Origin of the sequence: Streptomyces sp. 135 (genome assembly GCF_020026305.1) — a bacterium.
Classification (GTDB): Bacteria; Actinomycetota; Actinomycetes; order Streptomycetales; family Streptomycetaceae; genus Streptomyces.
In genome coordinates, this window is the sequence record NZ_CP075691.1 from 932,210 (window position 1) to 952,137 (window position 19,928).

Annotated in this window: 16 protein-coding genes and 1 pseudogene; 9 read left to right on the top strand and 8 right to left on the bottom strand. The window is 66.5% G+C overall.

Going from position 1 to position 19,928, the window contains the following annotated elements:
- Positions 1-17: 17 nt before the first annotated feature.
- A complete protein-coding gene (locus KKZ08_RS04265) occupies positions 18-542 on the top strand; it encodes a hypothetical protein (RefSeq protein WP_223773161.1) in 525 nt (174 codons plus the stop codon).
- A gap of 215 nt (positions 543-757) precedes the next feature.
- Here the strand turns inward: KKZ08_RS04265 and KKZ08_RS04270 are convergent, their stop codons facing one another.
- The gene (locus KKZ08_RS04270; RefSeq protein ID WP_223773162.1) at positions 758-1,744 is read right to left on the bottom strand and encodes a DUF1579 family protein; all 987 of its coding nucleotides are present in this window, start codon (positions 1,742-1,744) and stop codon (positions 758-760) included.
- Positions 1,745-2,777: 1,033 nt separating this feature from the next.
- Positions 2,778-3,485: a hypothetical protein gene (locus KKZ08_RS04275; RefSeq protein ID WP_223779371.1), complete on the bottom strand. Its 708-nt coding sequence runs from the start codon at positions 3,483-3,485 to the stop codon at positions 2,778-2,780.
- Between KKZ08_RS04275 and KKZ08_RS04280 the strand changes: the two are divergent.
- A pseudogene (locus KKZ08_RS04280) lies at positions 3,405-3,613 on the top strand (site-specific integrase); the annotation flags it as partial. The gene KKZ08_RS04275 and the pseudogene KKZ08_RS04280 overlap by 81 nt on opposite strands.
- A 174-nt stretch (positions 3,614-3,787) precedes the next feature.
- On the opposite strand, the gene KKZ08_RS04285 reads toward KKZ08_RS04280, so the two are convergent.
- The 3 genes from KKZ08_RS04285 to KKZ08_RS04300 form a co-directional block, all read right to left on the bottom strand.
- Positions 3,788-4,261, bottom strand: a complete 474-nt coding sequence (locus tag KKZ08_RS04285; RefSeq protein WP_223773163.1) for a hypothetical protein — start codon at positions 4,259-4,261, stop codon at positions 3,788-3,790.
- Positions 4,262-5,379: 1,118 nt separating this feature from the next.
- Positions 5,380-5,610, bottom strand: coding sequence for a hypothetical protein (locus tag KKZ08_RS04295; RefSeq protein WP_223773165.1), 231 nt, complete (start codon positions 5,608-5,610; stop codon positions 5,380-5,382).
- Positions 5,607-5,804 (bottom strand): hypothetical protein, encoded by a 198-nt coding sequence (locus KKZ08_RS04300; RefSeq protein WP_223773166.1) that lies wholly within the window; start codon positions 5,802-5,804, stop codon positions 5,607-5,609. Before KKZ08_RS04300 ends, KKZ08_RS04295 begins: the two co-directional genes overlap by 4 nt.
- Before the next feature lie 156 nt (positions 5,805-5,960).
- Here KKZ08_RS04300 and KKZ08_RS04305 point away from each other — a divergent pair, with 156 nt between their 5' ends.
- The gene (locus tag KKZ08_RS04305; protein ID WP_223773167.1) at positions 5,961-6,683 is read left to right on the top strand and encodes a GntR family transcriptional regulator; all 723 of its coding nucleotides are present in this window, start codon (positions 5,961-5,963) and stop codon (positions 6,681-6,683) included.
- 70 nt (positions 6,684-6,753) lie between these two features.
- On the opposite strand, the gene KKZ08_RS04310 is transcribed toward KKZ08_RS04305, so the two are convergent.
- On the bottom strand, positions 6,754-7,599 hold the full coding sequence (locus KKZ08_RS04310; protein WP_223773168.1) for a GntR family transcriptional regulator: 846 nt from the start codon (positions 7,597-7,599) through the stop codon (positions 6,754-6,756).
- 258 nt (positions 7,600-7,857) lie between these two features.
- On the opposite strand from KKZ08_RS04310, the gene KKZ08_RS04315 reads away from it, so the two are divergent.
- From KKZ08_RS04315 to KKZ08_RS04340, 6 genes are all read left to right on the top strand, one after another.
- Positions 7,858-8,184 (top strand): hypothetical protein, encoded by a 327-nt coding sequence (locus tag KKZ08_RS04315; RefSeq protein ID WP_223778898.1) that lies wholly within the window; start codon positions 7,858-7,860, stop codon positions 8,182-8,184.
- A complete protein-coding gene (locus KKZ08_RS04320) occupies positions 8,184-8,603 on the top strand; it encodes a hypothetical protein (protein ID WP_223773169.1) in 420 nt (139 codons plus the stop codon). The genes KKZ08_RS04315 and KKZ08_RS04320 overlap by 1 nt, the downstream gene beginning before the upstream one ends.
- Positions 8,600-9,511 (top strand): FtsK/SpoIIIE domain-containing protein, encoded by a 912-nt coding sequence (locus KKZ08_RS04325; RefSeq protein ID WP_223773170.1) that lies wholly within the window; start codon positions 8,600-8,602, stop codon positions 9,509-9,511. Before KKZ08_RS04320 ends, KKZ08_RS04325 begins: the two co-directional genes overlap by 4 nt.
- Before the next feature lie 138 nt (positions 9,512-9,649).
- Positions 9,650-10,996, top strand: coding sequence for a replication initiator (locus tag KKZ08_RS04330; RefSeq protein ID WP_223773171.1), 1,347 nt, complete (start codon positions 9,650-9,652; stop codon positions 10,994-10,996).
- Entirely contained in the window at positions 10,989-11,174 is a 186-nt protein-coding gene (locus KKZ08_RS04335) for a helix-turn-helix domain-containing protein (protein WP_223773172.1), read from the top strand. Before KKZ08_RS04330 ends, KKZ08_RS04335 begins: the two co-directional genes overlap by 8 nt.
- Positions 11,171-12,439: a site-specific integrase gene (locus KKZ08_RS04340; RefSeq protein WP_223773173.1), complete on the top strand. Its 1,269-nt coding sequence runs from the start codon at positions 11,171-11,173 to the stop codon at positions 12,437-12,439. Before KKZ08_RS04335 ends, KKZ08_RS04340 begins: the two co-directional genes overlap by 4 nt.
- 171 nt (positions 12,440-12,610) lie before the next feature.
- On the opposite strand, the gene KKZ08_RS04345 is transcribed toward KKZ08_RS04340, so the two are convergent.
- Both KKZ08_RS04345 and KKZ08_RS04350 read right to left on the bottom strand, forming a co-directional pair.
- The gene (locus KKZ08_RS04345) at positions 12,611-12,901 is read right to left on the bottom strand and encodes a hypothetical protein (RefSeq protein WP_223773174.1); all 291 of its coding nucleotides are present in this window, start codon (positions 12,899-12,901) and stop codon (positions 12,611-12,613) included.
- Position 12,902: 1 nt separating this feature from the next.
- A complete protein-coding gene (locus KKZ08_RS04350; protein ID WP_223773175.1) occupies positions 12,903-19,850 on the bottom strand; it encodes an HYD1 signature containing ADP-ribosyltransferase family protein in 6,948 nt (2,315 codons plus the stop codon).
- Positions 19,851-19,928: the final 78 nt, after the last annotated feature.

Below are 19,928 nucleotides of genomic sequence, written 5' to 3' on the forward strand. Positions count from 1 at the left end.
CCCGACAGGACTCCGCCATGCACCCGACCGCGACACCGCCGGCCCCCGCTCCCCTCTCCGGGGCAGCCCCGACCGCCCAGGAGCTGCTCGGTGAGGCCCTGCACGACGAGGTGGTCCGGCACTTCACCACTCCGAACACCCCGGACGCCACCCGCGTGACGTACCAGGTCCGCGAATGCCTCCGCTATCTCTACCTCGTCTCGCGGTACCCCGACCGGCTCGGTGGTCTCTTCCTCCCCGTCGAGCAGGACATCGACGAGATCTGGCACTACCTCATCCTCCAGACCCGCGAGTACCGGGAGCTGTGCGAAGAGCGGCTCCCCGGCGGCCACTTCATCCACCACCGGAGCATCGCGTACGACGCCTACCATGCGGCTCCGGGCCGGGAGAGAGCCGCCGAGGAGGCGCTGCGGTGGGTCCCCCTCTACACCGCGACGTTCGGCCCGTTCGACGAGCACGCCCTGCCCCACTGGACGGTCGTCCGGTTCCTGCACGACGAACTGGGCCTGTCCCTGGCCGAGATCTCCGCCCTGGAGGGCTGACCCCCAGACATACGGTATGATCAATCCTGAGCTCGCCGCCGGACATCCGGTGACAGGCCCGGCGTTGGTGGTCCAAGGAAAGGCGCCCCACTTCCTGTGGGGAGATGCAGGTGCAAGGCCTGCCCAGCGCTCGCGACAGGCCCCGGTCTCCGTCAAGGAGACCGGGCCTTCTCCTTTTCCCGCCCGTTCCCGCCCGTTCCCGCCCGCGACATCCGCTATCGCTTGCGGGTGCATTCCTGGGTGTCGAGAAGTTCCCATTTCCCGTTCTCCTCGACGTGCTCCTCGATGGTGAAATGGTCCTCGTCGATACGTGTGATGTCGCTCTTGATGACCACGCGCTGCGCCGGCTCACCGAGGACGAAGGATCCGGTGAGGGCGAAATGCCCGTCCTGCCAGCCGGGGGAGGCCGAAGTGCCCTGCATGCCGGCATCGTCGAAGTAGTAGGAGACGAACGAGGCGCCGACCCGGTCCCAGCCGAGCACCCAGCTGCCCCTGACCCTTTCCTTCGTCCGGGGCCGTACATGGGTCAGATCCAGCTGGTAGTAGTGGCCGCCCAGAATGGGACGGACCCGGGCCGTGCGGATCGAGCCGGTGCGGAACACGCAGCGCAGTGACCCGAGCAGGAAGTCCAGTTCATGCATGCGCTCCGATGGCGGCGGCCCGCCCGTGGGCGCCGGCCGGGCCACGGCCTTGGACGAGGACGCGCCGAGCAGGACGGCGCCCGCGGCGCTGGTGACCGCTCCGAATGTCGCGCGCCCGCGCCGCCGGGAGGAGCTCGCCCGCCGCCGCGCCGGGGAAAATCCGCGCGACGTGAAGAAGCCCCTGTTCTCAGCAGCCATCATTCCCGCCCATCCAGATGTCGACCGTAAGTGGAATCCGTAATACGTAATCCGTAACCCGTACTCAGGTGGCACATCGGAGAAGGATCGCCGCCCCATTGCGATCACATGACCGGATATCAGCACCACGATCAGGTGCACACGTCCGAAAAACTGCGGGGCACGCCAACGGTCCCCGAAATGTGGGTCATATGGCGCACTAGTGGACGCCGTCCGGATCCGCGGCTCGTCGACCGGGCCGGCCGCGGTGACCACGGAGCCGACCGGGCGCGGCCGGGGCGGGCCGGTGACGCCGACGCCCGCCCCGGTGACGCCGTCGCAGGACACGAGGGCCTGTTCGACCTCGGCACGTTCGACGCGCATGCCGCCCAGCGGCGGACACCGTCATGGGTGACGAAGCGGTCCGCCCCGCCGCCTTCCTCGGCCAAGCCGGGGCCCGCGAGGTACGGCACCCCGGGGCCGCCGCCGGTGGGGACGACGTACGCGGTGACTCCGGCGACGGGACGGCCGATGGGCACCGTGGGCGCTGTCGCGTCGGCGGCGCAGGCGTGCACGGTGGCCCACACCGTGCGTTCGGTCGGCCCGTACCCGTTGTGCAGCGCCGCCCGTGGCAGCTCGCTCGGGTGCCGGGCCACGAGGGCGGGCGGGCAGCTCTCCCCGGCGCCGCGCAGCGCGGCCCCATACAGCGAGGGGATCACCAACAGGGGCATCGCGTCGTACTGTTCGGCGGCGCGGGCCAGGGCCGGCCGGTCGCCGGGGCGGCCCGCGGGGACGACGAGGAGGCCACCGGTGGCGAGGGTCCACCAGATCAGAATTCGGACGTTACCCAGTCCGATCCGACGTGCGCGGGGCAACGCGGTAGTACCCCTACAGGGCTGCTATGACCAGACAGCGAGGGCAAGCAAGGGCACGTGCGGTCTGCTCGACGTGGCCGTGCCCCGCTGCTCCCACACTGACTGCCGGACAGAGGTCATTAACCGGGTCGTGGCCGCCGGTGACGGCGCGCTGATCGACCCCCGAAACTCACTCTAATCCGCTGTATAGAAACTTCGCGATGCCTCGAGATTCGCCTTCGCAATCGCAGCCACTGCTCGCAGATCCCTCCACTCACCTGCGGTAGCGAGAGCGGTGTCGCTCCAAATGGAATCTGGACCCGAACTCACAGATTGCACCCGATCATCGACTCTCAACAGCGCAAGGAAATCTCCTTCTCTTAGCGAACCATCAGCCGCTCGGGCGCTGGCCACGTTCAAAACATCTTGGAACTGAAGAATGATTTCATCCGCTCCCACCCTCGACTCCCGCAAGTATGCGAATTGACGGTCCGATCCAGCACTGAGCAGTTCCAAAACCGAAAGAGCCCACTCATAGAACCTTGCGGTTCCCTCGCTATCCATCACCGGATGATGCCTCCCAAATCGCCATTGTAACCAACCGCTCCCCAATAGGCGCCGTCGCCATGGTGACCCCCGCCAGGATGCCACCTAAGCATTCGCCCAGTCGTACCTCCGCGTTCGTTATACTCGCGGATAACCCAACCTTTCCCCTTGCTGCGAGACTGTCCGCCCAGGCCCTCTTCTCTCCAGCCCTTTTGCCCCTCGAAGAATGGGCGCACTTGACTGGGCTTAACTCCTCCAGCAAGAGCGGATGGCGTGTCGAAGAAGTCGTCCAGAGAGCGGACATAAGGGAGCCTTCCCGCCTCCACACTTAGCTTCTTACGCAAGCGTTCACCGTCGGCGGCACTCCTGGAGCGAGGGCGAGTTGGTTTGCCCGTGCCACCGGATTTGGCACCGAAGATCGCGGCAAGTAGACCCGGTACCCGATACGCATCGCTTTCAACGTCGTAACCTTTAGCCCACTTGTCGTAGTCCTCACCGTAAGTGCAGTTGTCTACGTCTCGGCAGTCACTGTCGACGAGTGCGCCAAAGTACTCGGACGTGTGGAAGAGGTTGCTGATGAGCCCCAGGACGAATGTGTCCCCTGCTTTGGAATCTGTAGGCCCGGGGCGGGCGGACTGTGCCGGCAACAGGGCGTCGAACTCGTCGTGATCAAGGAACTCCTCGGCCACGCCCACATCGGCGTCACCGCCACCGTCTACGCCCACGTCCGATCCGCCTCCAGCGCGAGGCCATCGACACCCTCGGCACCGCGCTCGGCAGCCGGGAAACCACCGAGACGGCCCGCTCCGGCGGCGACGAACCACCACCACCCCGCGCCACTGGCGTCCGCTGACGTTGCCGTCAACTACTGCCGTCAAACGCCAGATCAGCCCCGCCAAGCACAGCTCGGCGGGGCTGATCTTTGCCACTGCATGGTCCTTCTCATGGCGCGGATGGGTCGAATCGGGTAACGAACCCCATGCGGTCCATGAGAACCAACGTTACGGAACCCGATACTTGAGACCCATCAGAAAGAACCGAAGAACCGGTCCCACCAACTCGGCTCCCCAGAACCGTGGAAACGCAAGAGAGTGGGCCCGCCATAGCTTCTTTCAAGAAGTTCTTCCGGAATCGTGATGTACCCCGATTCAGCGAGAACTTGCTCTACCTTCTCAAGGTCATTCGCGTCGAGCTCGCCTTCAGCCTGCGCTTCATCCGTACCCAAGAAGGCGCCAGGGTTATCGGCCGCCACCATTGCCAATGGCTTGAACTTGCTCACCAGGGCAACAATCCTCGTCCCACAGACTGTGGCTTCCCCCGGCACTTCGATTCGTCCGTACTGCGCGGAGTCCTGGATGTCTCGATCGATTCCACAAGGCGTCGAGAAGCGAGAACCAACCTGCACAGCCAGACGGCTGAACGAAGCTGCAGCATCGGCCGCATTGTAGTCAGCTGGCGTTTCTGGACAATCGGGATCGTCCAAACGATGCAACAGCTCCATCAGATTCGCATCTCTCTCCATTAATCCTCCAATCATCGAATTCGCTACACCCGGATCGGGTGAACCATTTCCTCAGTGCGGGAAAGCTGTGAGAACCTTCCCAGTGAGAGGTTCGTAACGCACCAGCATTCTCACCCCTCCCACTGACCCGATCACATTCTGAACCGCAGGTTCGCCCTTCCTGGTCTTCAGGGTTCTCTCGGCATGCACAGCAGATCCCTTGTACCAGGTCCTTTGACTATTTGGACTCGTCACCACGTCAGCAACAGCATCCAAAATCTGGTCATCAGACCACCCCTGCGGGAAAGCGTCCTTACCCGGCGCCCCCGGGTACCTGTGACCATCAAGGATGTGATCCGCCCTCTCGTCACCGATCAGCTCCCGACCAATTCCGCAGTTGCTGTTGTGAACGAGTACCGGCGTTTCCCCTGCCAACACATAGTACGTGTGCGTGCTGAGGTGCTGTCATCTGCGTTTTCGCAGGTCAGCGGAATTCAGCCAGTCCGCGGGGGTGCGTGGAAGTGCCGTGCTGTTCGCCCCTGTTGCCGTCGGCGTTGCCGTCAGACGGCTACGCGCGTGAGGGCGGTGGAGTGGGCTTTGGCCGGTGTCCTGTTCGGGTTGGGGTCGGGCATGGTCAGGGGGCCGTACGCTGGCCCGGCAACTCGGGCAGGCTTTGATCCTGCCCGGAATTTGAACGAGTGGCCCCCTGGCTTTGCCCGACGCGGGCCCCGGCCCGAACAGGTGGGTAAAGCCCACGGAGCCGACCGGCCCACCCACGAGCTACGCACCAGCCAACACCCTGCTGCTGCCTCGTCGTCGGCCTGGCGCTCGCTGTGCGGGAACGTCCAGGTTTCCTCGCGCTTCTGGTCATCCGCTGCGCTGTCTTTGCGCGGCCTGGTCGCTGGCCGGCTCGCGGTGGCGGAGCCGAGAGCGGGCCGGGTGGGCGGCCGTGCCGCGCGCGACCCGCGCCAGCGGGTCGCCTTGAAGACGTAAAGAAAGTTTGGACGCATCCCGCTTCGGCGGTATGCCCTGGCTGTCGGTTGAGCGTTCGGCTGGGCTGCTGGCCTGGCGCGATGGCCTGTGGGGTGTGGGTCCTGTTCCGGCTGGCGGTGGTGGTTCTACTCGGCTCGGGTGACCTTGGCGTGGTCGGTGAAGACGCGTCTGAAGAGGTCGTGGCCGGTGCGTCCGGTGTGGCGGAGTGCCCAGTCCTGTGCAGCTTCCTGCTCGGCATGGGGTCCGGATTCGGCTCCGCAGTTGGCAGTGGCACAGAACGTCTCGTAGGTGATGCCGCCTTCGGGTGCGTGGCGGATGGTGTGGGTGACGTGCCGGTAGACGGCGCGGGGGCTCACTGGTGGCCCTCCGGGTGGCGTCGCATGTAGACGTTGCAGTCGCTGACGGTGGTCATGTCACCGACCTCGCGGGCCCGGTCGCGTACGTTGGCCAACTCCGCGCACCCCGCACAGCCCTCGACGGGTACCGGCTCCGAGTCCAGGCGCAAGGGGAGTTCAACTGGCGGGGTCGAGTACCTGGTCGGCTCCGTCACTGCACATCGCCACCTCTCGAACGTCACATGGCCGACCTCTTGACAGGTCGGTGCTCTAGTTCAGTATTCGAGTGGCCGAAGCACTCCCGCTACGGTTCGTAGTGCACTAGTGTGCTCCCACTGACGCCACGTCAACTCAACGGAGGGGCACGCCTTATGCCCAGTCCCAAGACGTTCACGAAGATCGCGGATCACTTCCGGGAGCGCATCCTGTCGGGAGAGCTTGAGCCCGGCGCCAAGCTGCCGACGAATCGGGAGATTGCCGGTCAGTGGCAGGCCGCGGCCGCCACCGTCTCCCGAGCCTTGCAGGCTCTCCAGGTGGAGAACTTCATCCGCACCACCCCCAGGGGTACCTACGTCGCCGATGACCCGCGCTGGACGCTGTCGGCGCGGGACCGGCTGGCCCGGGTCCAGCGGGTGAAGTCGTTCCTGGCCGCGGGCGAGACGAGCCGGGTGACGGCGGCCGAGCCGATCGTCCCGCCGCTGTATGTGGCGGAGATCTTCGATCTGGAGGCCGGGGACCAGGTGGTGCGGCGCGAGTGGCTGGCCGGACGGGGCAAGACCCGGACCGTGTTCGCCGTGACCTGGTACCCGGCCCCGTTCGCCGCCTTCGTGCCGGACCTGCTGAACACCGCCCCGGGCCGCAATCACGGACTGTCCGCCCGGGTTCTGGAAGCCACCGGGCGCACGATCACCCACGCCCGCGACGACATGCACGCCCGCCCCGCCGATGCCCGAGAGGCGAGCGCACTGGGGCTGCCGGTCGGCTCCCCGATCCTGGCCGGCGCCCACCGATGGTCGGACGCGGAAGGGATCATCGAGTACGGGGAATGGTGCCTGCCGCCCCGGTTCACCATCGGCTACGAGTACGAACCCTGACCGATCCACACGACGCGTCCCCGAAAGCCAGCCTGCGGCCTTCGGGGACGCTGCCGTTCACGTACCCGCCTCAGTCCGCGTCGCGGCCTTCGAGGCGTTCGACGCGCTCCTCCAGCTCCTCGATCCGCTCCAGGGCTCGTTCCAGCTTGTAGGCGAGATCCGCTACTCCGGCCACCGCCGGGAACTCGTTCGGCGGGGCGGTCGACGGTTCGTCCGGCTCGTGCACCGGCTGCACCGCGACCGGTACCTCTGTGCCGAACTCGCCCCCCACGACGACATACGCCATCGAGCCGTTGCGCTGGTGGGCCTTCTTCATCCTGCCCTCCAGGGCGAGGAAGGTCAGCGCCTGGTCGGCGGATTCCGGGTCGCCGCCGATCGTGTCGACCACCTCGTCCACGGTGACCGTGGCGCCCCTGGCCAGTGATCCGTCCCTGATCTTGCGGACCAGGCGGCCGTGGGTGAGCTGGGTGGCGAAGCCGTGGTCGTCCCAGTCGCGTACGTAGACCTCGTCGCCGGGCAACTCGCCGGGGTAACGCAGGAGGAAGTTGCCGGCCAGCAGGGCGATGGCATTGGTGACCACGTTCAGCGGCACCGCATAGTGCTCCGCCAGGACCTCGCGGGCCGGGAGCCGGGCGCCGGGCGCCAGGGTGCCGGAGTAGATCTGCTGTGTGAGATCGCCAGCGACCTTCTCGAAGGCGTCCTCGAAGTCGGCCGAGCGCGTGACGAATGTGCCACGCCCCTGGCGGGCGATGACCCAGCCCTCGTTCCTGAGCAGCCGGATCGCCTTCTGCACGGTCAGGCTCGATGCCTTGTAGGTCTGCATGAGCTGGCTCTGCGTCGGCAGAAGCTGGCCGGGCCGCAGTTCGCCGTCCCGGATCTGCTGCCGCAGGTCGTCCGCGATGCGTTCGAACGTCAAGCGCGCTTCGTCAGCAGCAGCCATGTCCATCCCTGGTCCCAGTCCGATTCCACCCGCCGCGGGCCGCCCGTGGCCTGTCGTGTTTCACCAGCTCAGCGGCCTCACGGGGTCAGAGTAGCCGCCTGATGGATGGACCACGCGAGAACGGATGGAACTCAATAGGGATGGACTTCGGATGGAATGAATGTATGGTTGCGGCACGCGATCACCCACACGGGTGTCTCGCACCTCTCTACCTGGAGGTTTGCCGTGAAGACCATGCCCATCGACCAGTCCCAGGCCCTGGTGATCCTGGCCTCCGAGCCCCGGCCCCGATTCAAGGACCGTGACGGCAGGGAGCCTGCGATCGACCGCACGACCGGCGCCCACCTGCACCAGGTGGACGTGATGTTCGCGTTCAACGGCCGCGCCGAAGTGATCACCGTGAACGTGCCCGAGCCCGGCCTCGGCAAGGGCCTCAAGGTCGGCATGCCCGTCGCCTTCACCGGCCTGGTCGCCTCGGCCTGGGAGAACGAGATCAACGGCAAGGACCAGCACGGCATCTCCGTGCGCGGCGACGCCGTTACCGCCAAGGTGGGCGCCTGATGACCGGGAACTCCCTCGGGCTCGCGCTCCTGGCCGTGGTCGGCCTCGGCGTGCTGGGGCTGCTGGGCTGGGCCGGGTACTGCTTCACCCGCTGGTACCAGGCCGACGCCGAGACCCGGATCAGTCTGCGGCAGGCGCGGCGGCTGCGGTGGAGCTGGAAGCGATTCGCCCCCATGCTCGGCCTGGCAGTCAAGGACGCCACCCCCACCGTGCTCCAGCAATACGGGCCGCAGGAACAACCGACCAAGTCGCGCGTCCTGGTGCCGCGCCTGCACACCCGCGCCGACGCCTTCGGTGTCACCGTCACAGCCGATGCCCTGCCGCAGGTGGGGCTCAGCGCCTGGCAGGACGCCAGCGAGGGCCTGTGCGACGCCTGGGGTATGCGCCGCATCCGGATCAGCCAGCCCAAGCCGGAGTGATCGTCGCGCGCGGCTTCCGGCGTGAGCCACTGGAGGCGGTGATCCGCTCACCGTTGCTCGGTCCGGACGGCTCCCCGGCCTGCCGGCCGGGTCAGTTCGTCTCCACCGATGACGTGCTGCTCGGCTGGGACGAGGATGGCACCCCTGTTGTGCTCAACCTCGCCTACTCCGCGCACGCCCTCGTCGCTGGCCTCACCCGCTCCGGCAAATCGATCACCGTCAACACCCTGCTCGCCTACGCCTCCCTCATGCGGGACGTGCGTCTGATCGTGATCGACCCCAACCTCGGTGCGGTCGCGCCCTGGTGGCGTACCGCCTACAAGGTCTCCGACGCCATCCACCCCGACGAGCCGACCGAGATCCTGCGCTGGGTGCGCGAGGAGATGCAGCGCCGGGAAAGGCTGTTCTGGTCCAGCCGCACCGACCGCATCACCGAGTTCAGCCCCGAACTACCGCTGCTGCTCGTGGTGATCGACGAGGTGGCGAACTACACCCGGCACCCGGACCGCAAGGCCCGCGAACGCTTCGAGGCCGAGCTGCTGGCCATCGCCAGCCAGGGCGCCAAGTTCGGCATCCGGCTGTGGCTGCTCACCCAGAAGCCCTCCGCCGACGTGCTCACCACCGCCGTACGAACCAACCTGTCCGCCCGGATCTGCCACCGCGTCGACACCGTCGAGGACTTCCTGCACCTCTTCCCCGACGGCCGGGACCTGGACATCACCGCCGCCGACCGCACCATGCCCCAAGGCGTGTCCATCGCCTCCGTCGGCGACATGCGCACCCCCGTCCGGCTGCGCTCGGTCTACCTGCCCACCGAAGCCTGCTGGCAGATCAACGACCTGATGTGTGCGGAAGGGCTCAAGGTCCGCGACCTGCCCGACCGCGTCGACCTGAACAAGGCCGCGTGACCGCCGCCTCCTGGTCCCGCTTCACAGTGATCCCCGGCAAGGGCGTGTAGTCGCCAAACCCTCGCCCTTGCCGGGGCCTCCCTCCCTTACCCGTCCACGGCACACGTGTGTGCCGCAGTGCAGAGAGGTCCCGCCAGGATGCCATCGCACACCCCGACCACCACAATCCCCTGCCCCGAACCCGCCACGGCCGCACTGCCCACGTTCACCGGGTACCGGCACCTGCTCGGCCTGATAAGGCAGTTGTCCTCCCTTGGCGGCTGCGCCCAGCCGATCCGGCTCGAAGGCCAGCGCACCGAAATCGACGCCTTCACCGGCGAGATCCTGCGCGAACTGAAGTCCAAGGAACTGCCCGCCGGACACCTCCTGGTCCGCTGCGGCAACCGCCGCACCACCCGCTGCCCCTCCTGCGCCGAGCTCTACCGCCAGGACACCTACCACCTCATCGCCGCCGGCCTGCGCGGCGGCAAGAACATCCCTGACCAGGTCGCCACCCACCCCCGCGTCTTCGCCACCCTCACGGCGCCCTCGTACGGGCCGGTCCACGGGCGACGCACCAGCGGCTCCGCCCGCTGCCGCTGCGGACGCACCCACACCAAAGGCGACCCACTGCTCGGCGCACCGCTCGATCCCGAGCGGTACGACTACCCCGGCGCCGTGCTGTGGAACGCCCACGCCCCCGCCCTGTGGGCCCGCTTCATGCTCCACCTGCGCCGCACCATCGCCGCCGCAACCGACGTCCCGCAGCGCCTGCTCTCCAAGTCTGTCCGCGTCTCGTACGCCAAGGTCGCCGAGTACCAGCAGCGCGGAATGATCCACTTCCACGCCGTCATCCGCCTCGACGGCCCCGCAGGCCCCTACACCCCGCCACCCGCATGGGCCACACCCGAACTCCTCGCCGACGCCATCCGGACCGCGGCCACCCGCGCCCACATCGACGGGCCCGAGATCAACAGCCGCTCCCACTCCTTCGCCTTCGGCGAGCAGATCGACACCAGGATCATCCGGTCCTCCGCCTTCCAGGGCGGGACCACGATCACCGAGGGCAAGGTCGCCGGATACGTCGCCAAGTACGCCACCAAGGGTACCGAAGCCGCCACCGGCACCCTTGACCACCGGCTGAAGAGGATCACGGACCTCTGGTTCGAGTCGGTACCCGAGCACGCCGCCCGCATGATTCGTACCGCCTGGGCCCTCGGCAGCCGCGAAGACCTCAAGCACCTGAACCTGCGCAAGTGGGCCCACATGCTCGGCTTCCGCGGCCACTTCTCCACCAAGACCCGCGCCTACTCCACCACCCTCGGCGCCCTCCGGGCCGCCCGCGCTGCATGGCACCGCCGCCACACCCCTCCGCCCTCCCCGACCACCCTCGTCATCGCCCACTGGGCCCACGACGGCACCGGCCTCACCCCCGACCTCGAACGCTTCGCCGCACTCATCCACGGCGGCCCGACCCGCAAGCAGGAGGCGACAGCCGGTGCGTGACGACGAACTCCTCTCCGTCCCAGAGACAATGGCCCGCCTCAAGATCGGCCGCTCCGCCCTCTACGACCTCCTGCGCACCCGCCGCCTCGCCTCGCTGACCATCGGCCGCGCCCGCCGCATCCCCGCCCACGCCCTCGCTGACTACGTCCAGCGCCACCTGGAAGAAGCCGCCCGATGACCGCCCCCACGCGCAAGAAAGCCCGTGCCAACGGCGAAGGCACCATCTACCAGCGCAAGGACGGCCGCTGGGAAGCCGCCGGCTACGTCCTCGCCGCCAACGGCACCCGCAAACGCGTCCGCGTCTACGGCACCACCCGAAGAGAAGCCGCCGACAAACTCGCCGAGAAGATCGCCGACAGCAACCGCGGCCTCCCCGTCGCCACCGCCGACAGCACCGTCGGCGACTACCTCACCTACTGGCTCGACAGTGTCGCCGTCCACAGGCTTCGGGAGAACACCCACACCCGCTACGCCGCCTGCGTCCGCCTCCACCTCATCCCCGGACTCGGCACCAAGAAGATCGCCCGCCTCACCGCCAAAGACGTCCGCACCTTCCTCGACCGCCTCCGCACCACCTGCCAGTGCTGCGCCCAGGGACTCGACGCTGTGCGGAAGAGGTGCTGCGCGGTCGGCGAGTGCTGCCAGAAGCGGTTGTCCGCTTTGACCGTGACCTACGTGCACTCGGTGCTCAAATCGGCGCTGGAACACGCCGTCCGCGAAGACGAACTGCCCCGGAACGTCGCGCGCAACGTCAAGACGACCACGCACCAGTCCAGGCGCTTCCGTCCGCTCACCGCAGCCGAGGCCCGCCAGTTCCTCGACGCGGCCCGCGCCGACCGGCTCCACGCGCTGTACGAACTCGCCCTGCGCACCGGACTCCGCAAGGGCGAACTCCTCGGCCTCCGCTGGGAGGACCTCGACCTCACCACCGGAACGGCCAGCATCCGACACTCACTCCAGCGCACCCGCACGGGTGGCCTCACGCATCTACCCACCAAGACCCGGGCATCCGAACGCTGCATCGCACTCCCCACCGAATGCCTCCGTTCCCTCAAAGAACACAAGGAACGACAGGACAAGGAGCGCGAGAACGTAGGACCGGACTGGAGCGACACCGGCCTCGTCTTCACCACGCCCACTGGGCGGCCTCTCGACCCCGCCAATCTCACCCGCCGCTTCCGCAGCTTCCTCGACCGGGCCGAACTCCGCCGCATCCGCTTCCACGACCTCCGCCACTCGACCGCGACCCTGCTCCTGGAACAAGGCGTCGACCTCATCGTGATCAAGGAACTCCTCGGCCACGCCCACATCGGCGTCACCGCCGGCGTCTACGCCCACGTGCGACTCCGCCTCCAGCGCCAGGCCATCGACACCCTCAACGACGCCCTCAGCCCGACCGACGATGACACCGACGACCCACCTGGCCCTGCTGCCGTCCGCTGACGTTGCCGTCACCGTTGCCGTCAGACACCCAAGAAGCCCCGCCGGAATCAAAATCCGGCGGGGCTTCCAGAATTTTCGCTGATCTCAGGATGAGTTCTAATCCAGGAAATCAAGAGCACGAGGTTCCGAGCGATCAAGACTGCAAGCGCCGAAGGTCACTCGCACCCGTGATCAGGAGCCATTGGAGTCACCTACGACTTGACGCCAGACTCTTTCAAAGTCCACTCCTTCAATGAGCGACGGAGAAAACTCTTCCTGCTCGGCAATCTCCTCTAGGCTCGGAAGCGGACTTTCCCCGAGCATGGTCGTTCCCGAGGATGACTCACCGTCCGCGAAATCCCGACGCCCGTCCCGATAGATCTCCACCTTGCGGATCTCGTACCCCGCATCATCGATCTCGCTGTAGAGCTCGATCGGCTCATCAGGCAGGTTGTGGCTCCACAGCACCTTGAGGTATCGCATCTCAGTTCGCTCCGTGACCGATTATTCGCCCGTTCAGATCCAAGGGTCCTTGATTGGGGATCACATAGACGTTGTCTCTTCCCTTGACGACATTCAATCCCCTGACGTCAATCTCGACGTAGTTAGTGAACCGTCGCCCAGAGAATGGGTGACCGAGGAAGCATCGCGACAGCTGTCCACAGGTCTTGGTTCCGGGAGCGATATCAGACAGATACTGCCCGTCGCCATAGCGCGCATCCTTCGGGCTCGCCTCCTTGGTTGAGGCATTCAATTTCTTGCTTCCCACGATCCCATTCATCCCGGCCTCGTCGGTGTAATGGATGAGGGTTTCGGGAGGGCAGCCGCCAGAATTGTGAACGAGGACCGGAGTCTCGCCCGCCAGCACATAGTACGTGTGGAGCCCCTCGACCGTGAGGTTGTACGTACGAGCCTGCTTTGTAAAGGCGTAGTTGCCGGTCACGATGACTGTGTCTCCGTCATCGGTGAGGAGGCTCATCCCCGGTCGTAGGTCCCCGGCCTCGACCCATCGATGCTCAGATGCGGACCAGAATGGGTGCTCGTAGGTTGCGGTGAGCTTCTTGATTCCGTCATCGGTGGCGATTGATAGCGTGTTGAAGCGCTTATCGCTCTCCGTAACAATGAGGCGCGTAACTTCTCTCGGCCCGGACTCACCAGACACTGGATCAGTAGCCAGTACCTTGTCCCCGACCTTGACATCCTCAATGTCCTTTGTCGAGTCGTCGGCCATTAGAACATCGGTTCCCGGGAGGAAACACTTACAGCCAGAGGGGATCCCCTTCTTCGCCTTCTTTGCTCCATCGCTCACCTCCTCCCCTGATTCGAGCGCCTTCCGAATCAGCTTCAATCCCTTGAGGGGCTTTCCCCACGGCAAATCCATCGCCGCACTGCCGCAGGCGGAATTGAAGCCCTTGTCGTTCCAGCAATCCTTCCAAGCCTCGAAGTCAGGAAGAATTACGTCTTTGAGGGCTACGTCCACGGCGTTGGTGAACCAGCTGTCCTTGTCTGATGGGCCCGTGTACGGCTGGTTGTGCCATGCGCATACGTTTCCGGAGATCGGGAGGCACTGCGGCCCGCTGCTGGGCTGTGCTGTGTGGCCGGTACTTCTGGTAGGGGCGGTTCCGCCGCTCCTACCCCCACCTCCACCCCCGCCATACCCGCCTCCGCCATTAGCTTCGTGACCGTCGTTCCCGTGCTTGGGGCAAGCTGGGTCGCCTCCCGCACACTTCAGGCCCAGGCCGCTGGGGTCAGCGTTGCTCAGCGGGTTCTGGGCCCCGTAGCTATAACCGTTGAGAGTCTGGTGGATTTCGGTCTGCAGGAGCGGGTCGACGCTGATGAACTGTCCGGCGTTCGGGTCGTATTCGCGGGCGCCGACGTGGGTCAGGCCGGTCGCGGTGTCTGCCGGTTTGCCGAGGAAGGCCTTGTCGTCGGGCCAGTTGGTGGTCTTCTCGCCTCGGGGGGCGCCGAAGGGGGTGGTGTAGCGCTTGGTGGTTGCGTAGGTGGTGGCGTCCAGGGCGAGGCCAGCTGTGCCGTGATGGTCGGCGGCCAGGTAGCTGATCCTCGTTCCTGAAGTGCCGGCTGCTGTCGTGCGGACGGCGACGGTCTGGCCGTTGGCCGTGTAGTAACGGCTGCCGGAGAGGGTCTTGGTGGTGCCCTTCACCGTGAGGCGGACCTCGGTCGCGCCGAGGTAGAGGACGGTGTCACCGTCACCCTTGGCGCGACGGATGAGAAGTTCGCCGCTCGCGTCGTACAGGTAGTCCGTCTGGGCCGAGCCCTCTGTCGTCCGGGCGAGTTTGCCCTCGGTGTTCCAGGTAAGCGTCTGCTGGGCGGCGCCGTCGGGGCGGGAGGTCGTGTTGCCGGTCTTGTCGTAGGTGTAGGTCTGGGTCTTGCCGCCCGTTTCGGTCTTGACGAGCGGGTGGGGCTGGTTCTGGTCGGTGCGATAGGTGTAGTCGGTGGTCTTGTCGCCGCCGGAGCTGGCGTGCTGGGTTTCGGTCTTGCGTTGGCCGGCCTGGTTGTAGGTGTAGCTGGTCCAGTACGGGGCTGCGCCGTCGATGTTGGAGGCGTTACGGCCCGCGTTCGCGCAGTCGGCGGTCTTGGGGGTCCAGGCTTCGGTGAGGCGGCGGTGGCCGTCGTAGGTGAAGCACTGGTGGTCGGGCTTGGTGGTGCCGCCCTGGGTGGTGGCGTCGAAGATGGAGGTGACGTTGCCGGCGTCGTCCTGGGTGTACTTCAGTTCCTGCGGCATGTAGCCGTGGACGTCGTCGGTGACGTAGGAGCGGGTCAGGCGGCGGGTGCCCGGTTCGTAGTCGTAGGTGATGTAGGCCTTCTTGGCTGAGCTGGCATCGCTCATGCCCAGTGTCTGCTGGCGCAGGTCGCCTTGTGGGGAGTACACGGCGTTCTGGAGGTAGCCGTTGGTGCCCACCGACTTGAGCTGCTGGCCGATGTCGTTGTAGGTGTAGCCGACCGTTTCGGCGGTCAGGCCTGCCACCGCGGGCTGGGAGGCCTGGCTGATGGTTCCGTCCAGGCGGTAGCCGGTGGTGAAAGGGAATGTCTTGGGTACGCCTGCCTTCACCAGCGGGTCGTCGTCAGGCAGTGTCAGCTGGTTGCCCATGACCTGGTAGAGGCTGTCGTACTGGGTGACCTTCTGGGTGTACACCTTGCCGGTCGTGCCGCCGTCGTAGCGGACGGCCGTGTCCTGCTGCCCCTTGGCGAGGGTGTCGAAGGTCCAGGCGGCGAGCTTGTTGGCATCGGTCTTGTCGGTCTGCCACAGGCTGGTCTTGCGGTTCAGGTCGTCGTACTCGGTGAGGAGCTTGTTGTCCTCCTCGTCCGTGGTGGTGACGGGGCGGTCGAGGGAGTCGTAGGTGGTGCGGGTCGTGCCACTGTCCGGGTCGGCGGCGGCGACCTGGCGGCCGAACAGGTCGTAGCTGTAGGACCACTTGGCTTCGTCAGGACCGGTGAGTGTCTTCTGCTGGCCTGCGGGGGTGTAGGTGTAGTCGGTGGTGGTGAAGTCGGTACCGGTGGGCTGGGGGCCGCCGTACTCGCGGCGCTGTGTCAGCTGGCCCAGGGCGTTGGTGACTTCCGCAGTGGCCTGGCCGCCGGTGGGGGCGCTGGTGGTCACCGTGTCGCCGGTGTAGGTGGAATTGGTGGTCCAGCGGGTGACGCCGTAGTTCTTGGTGACCGCCTTGGTGGCGCGGCCCGCGCCGTCGTAGGTCGTGTCGGTCTGGACGGGGGCCTGGCTGCCCTCGGTCTGTACGACCGTGGCGGACGGCGGCGAGGTGTTGTCCCAGATGTCGCCCTGCGCGCTGACGGCCAGGCCGCGGTCGTCATAAAGCGTCAGTGAGACGAGTCGGCCGCCGACCGGGGTCGGGGTCTGGGTCTGGCGGGCGCGCAGCAGGGAGTCGTAGAACTCGTAGGTGGTGTTGTAGCCGGAGCCGTCGCCCTTGAGCGTGCCGGTGGACACCCAGGAAAGGTCCTTGCTGGTGACCTTGTAGTCGTAGACGTAGTTGGGGGTCTTGTTCAGTGCCTTGGAGCGGTTGGGCAGCCAGACCTTGGTGACGCGGCCCAGGCTGTCGTAGTCGGTCTCGGTGACCTTGTTGTTGGGGTCAGTGGTCTTCAGCGCCGCGCCGGTCGCGAAGTCGAGGGTGGTGGTGGCTTGGTGTTTGGCGGCGTTGGTGACGGTGGTGGAGGTCAGCGGGCCGGCAGCGGCCGGCGTGTAGGTGGTGGTGGCGGTAGTCAGGTCGTGGGTGTCCTTGACCACCAGCGGGCGGCCGAGAGTGTCGTAGCTGGTGGTGGCCGTCTTCTGCCAGGTGGGGGCGTTGTCGGCACTGTAGGCCTTGGCGCGGCCGGTCCAGGTGGCCTCGCCCAGGGTGGGCTTCTGGGTGGCCGACCAGGTGGTGGCCTGCGGATTGTCGTACGCGGTCGCCGTGTCGGCGATCACGTCCCCGGGTTTGTCCGAGTCGGCCGGCAGATCCAGGTTCGCGTCGGTGACCGCACATGTCTTGGCGACGGTGCGGGTGCGGGACACCAGCGCGTTGATGTTGACGTCTTTGTCGTCGTTGCGGGCGTACCAGGTGCGGGTGCACGTCTCGTCGCCCGGGATCGCGTCGTCGCCGTTGTCCTCGACGGTTTCGGCCATGCCATAGTCGTCGTAGGTGGTCTTGGTGGTGCGAATGCGGTCACGGGGCGTCGCGGTGCTGGTGATGTGGGTGCGGGCGTGGCTGGCGGCGGTGCGGACGTAGTAGGCCTCGGTGTCCGCGTAGGACTTGTGCTGGGTGGCCGTCCGCTTCGACCAGGGGTCATTGATGGTGCCGGAGACTTCGGTGTCGCCGTTGTAGGTGACGCTTTCGCGGGTGAAGCCTGCGTACTGATCGGAGTCGGTGATGTCCGCGGCCTTGATGCCCGTCACCTTGACGCTCTTGCGTTTGTCCGGGTCGGGCGTCTTGTTGTCCGTGCCGAGGACGCGGTCGCCGTTCATGCCGCGCAGGTAGACGCTGACCTCTTTGAGCTGGGCGCTGTCCTTGTCACCGGTGAGGTGGGTGACCTTGCCGAAGCCGCGCCAGAGAGACCAGGTGCGTTCCTTGGCGGGGGTCATGGGGTCGTCGTTGTAGTGCCAGGCACCGCCGCCGGAGTACTGGTACGTGTGCTGGACCGCTTCCGATCCGCCCTGGGGGTCGGTGGTGGAGACCGCGGTGACCGGGTATTTGTGGAACCAGTCCAGGATCGGTGTCTTCTCACCGTTGGGCGACCAGTGCACCGGGTAGCAGCGCCGGGTGTTCTCGTCCACCTTGGGCTTGGTCTGCCCGGCCACGCAGTCCGCTGCGGCGTAGGAGATGATCGTCTGTGCGCCGGCTTCGGAGGTGACCGTACGCAGGCGGGGTTTGTCCAGGGACAGGATGTCGTCGCTGGCGCCGTCGACCCGGTTGGGCAGGAAGGCGTGGGTGAACTTCACGGGGTCCAGGGCGAGGTCGGTGCCGCGCTTGCCGGTGTGCTTGATCTCGTCCAGCCACAGGGACTGGTCGGTGGTGTCGCCGGTGTCGCCCGGGTCGAGGTAGAGCTGCTTGAGTTCCCACGCGTCCACCGCGGCGTAGGCGGGGGTCGCTGCGGCTGCGTTCCATGCGTAGGTGGTGATGCCGGTCATGCGCTTGCGGGTGAAGAAGGAGGGGCCGACGTTGCCGGTGCATTTGTCGCCGTCTTTGCAGACGGTGTCATAGGGCACGTCGGGCCAGTTGTCGCGCTTGTCCTCTGTCAGGGCGTCGCAGCCGGTGCCGGTGGCCAGGCAGCGCTCGGCGTAGGTGAAGGTGACCTTGTTGGAGGCTGCCGGTTTGGCGGAGAAGAGGGTGCTTGCGCGCTGGCCGTAGCGGATTTCCTTGAGATAGCCGCCGCGGGTGTAGTCGGTGCCGGTGGTGTCGTCGCCGAGTTTGTCGTAGTTGTTGTGCTCGGCCTGGTACCAGTACGTCATGGTGTTGGCGTGGGTGTCCTGGACCAGGTCGAGGTTCCACCGCCAGGCCTGCTTCTTGTCCCGGCCGGAGAACGATGAGCCGTCCTTGTGACCGGGCTCGTTTTCGTCGTCGCCGAAGACCGGCACGGTCCACACCGACTGGGTGCGCTCCTCGGCACCCGCGCCTTCCAGCTTGTTCAGGCCGAAGGTGTAGGTGGTGCCGTCCCCGGTGGTGAGGGTCCAGTACTCGCCGTCGTCGTCGCCGTTGTCGGCGCCGGTGTGGCGGGTGACGGTGGAGGCGTCGTCGTTCTTCAGGCGCCACGTGCCGCTGGTGTCGTCCTTGACCAGCTCAGTGGCCTGGCCGTTCAGGACCAGGGAGGCGTTGTCGTACTTCCAGCACAGGTCGTACTTCTTGTCCTGGCCGTCATCGTCACAGGAGCCGTACTTGCGCTCTATGTAGGAGGAGGTGAGGTCGAAGCCCTCACCGATCGCGGTCCCCTGGTTGTTGGTGGAGGCGGTGCGCCCGTCCACGCTGCCGGAGTCGTAGGAGATCGACAGGTCCGGCTTCGGGCCTGCCGCGGCGGGCGGCGTGCGCAGCGGGTAGGACCAGGTGAAGGAGCCGGAGGAGCCGCCGGCCTCCCAGGTCGAGGAGGCGGCCAGTGGGGTGGCCTTGTAGTCGCCGGAACCGGACTTGGTTCCGGCCGCCAGGGCCAGCACCATGGTGCGGTCTTCGGCTGTGCCGCTCTTGGCCGCGGTGGGGAAGGTCAGCGGTGCGGTGAGCTGCTCGTCCTTGCGGTGGTTGGTGAACTCGAGCGGAGTGCGGGTGCGGCAAGCCGTCCTGGCCGGGGCGGTACGGGCGCAGTCGGGCAGGCGCAGCAGTTGCAGGCGGCCGGCCCAGTCACCGCCGTAGGCGGAGGCGAACGCCTCGTAATTGAGTCCTAGTTGGGCTGCGCCGCCGTTCTTGGGGCTCGTGACGGTGAGCGCGATGCCCTTGATGCCGAGCTTCTTGGTCTCCTGCTGGTCCAGAACGCGGACCTGGAGCCTGTCGAGGGCGGGTATCTGCTTGTTGTTCTTGGTTTGCTGCGGTGCGGTGAGGGTGAGCGGCAGGTTCCCTGGTTTCGCCGTCGTCTTCCCTGTTTTGGGCAGGGTCAGGGTGGCTTTGCCGCTCTTGGGCCAGGTGACGGTGCGGTCTTGTTGGGTGCGGGCACGTTCGGCTGCGGCTTTGTCTGCTGAGGCGGACTTCGCTACTGCCTTCGCCGTCTTCTTGTTCACCTTCGCGGTGAGCGGTGTCACCTTCGATGGGCGCGGTGCGTCCAGCTTGGGCCGGCCCAGAGGATCGATGTCGGCTGCGAACGCGACCGGGCTCAGCAGGCCCGGCAGGAGGACGAAGCCGGTCACCGCCGCGACCCGCCGCCTCCAAGGCGGCACAGAGGTCCTGGGTCGCGCGGGTCTATGCGTGCCGCGTGACCGGGGCAGACCGAAGGCAGGCAGGTTCATCACGCATCTCCTTGCGTGCGGCCACCGGTGATCCGGTGGCCGCACGCCGTCGAAGGAAAGTCAGCAAGAAGGCATTAG

What these genes read in the sequence shown, in the direction of transcription:
- KKZ08_RS04270 (WP_223773162.1), bottom strand. Translation starts at nt 1,744, where the DNA reads ATGCGCGTCGAACGTGCCGAGGTCGAACAGGCCCTCGTGTCCTGCGAC.
- KKZ08_RS04320 (WP_223773169.1), top strand. Translation starts at nt 8,184, where the DNA reads ATGACCGGGAACTCCCTCGGGCTCGCGCTCCTGGCCGTGGTCGGCCTC.
- KKZ08_RS04315 (WP_223778898.1), top strand. Translation starts at nt 7,858, where the DNA reads ATGCCCATCGACCAGTCCCAGGCCCTGGTGATCCTGGCCTCCGAGCCC.
- KKZ08_RS04305 (WP_223773167.1), top strand. Translation starts at nt 5,961, where the DNA reads ATGCCCAGTCCCAAGACGTTCACGAAGATCGCGGATCACTTCCGGGAG.
- KKZ08_RS04330 (WP_223773171.1), top strand. Translation starts at nt 9,650, where the DNA reads ATGCCATCGCACACCCCGACCACCACAATCCCCTGCCCCGAACCCGCC.
- KKZ08_RS04285 (WP_223773163.1), bottom strand. Translation starts at nt 4,261, where the DNA reads ATGGAGCTGTTGCATCGTTTGGACGATCCCGATTGTCCAGAAACGCCA.
- KKZ08_RS04350 (WP_223773175.1), bottom strand. Translation starts at nt 19,850, where the DNA reads ATGAACCTGCCTGCCTTCGGTCTGCCCCGGTCACGCGGCACGCATAGA.
- KKZ08_RS04345 (WP_223773174.1), bottom strand. Translation starts at nt 12,901, where the DNA reads ATGCGATACCTCAAGGTGCTGTGGAGCCACAACCTGCCTGATGAGCCG.
- KKZ08_RS04340 (WP_223773173.1), top strand. Translation starts at nt 11,171, where the DNA reads ATGACCGCCCCCACGCGCAAGAAAGCCCGTGCCAACGGCGAAGGCACC.
- KKZ08_RS04265 (WP_223773161.1), top strand. Translation starts at nt 18, where the DNA reads ATGCACCCGACCGCGACACCGCCGGCCCCCGCTCCCCTCTCCGGGGCA.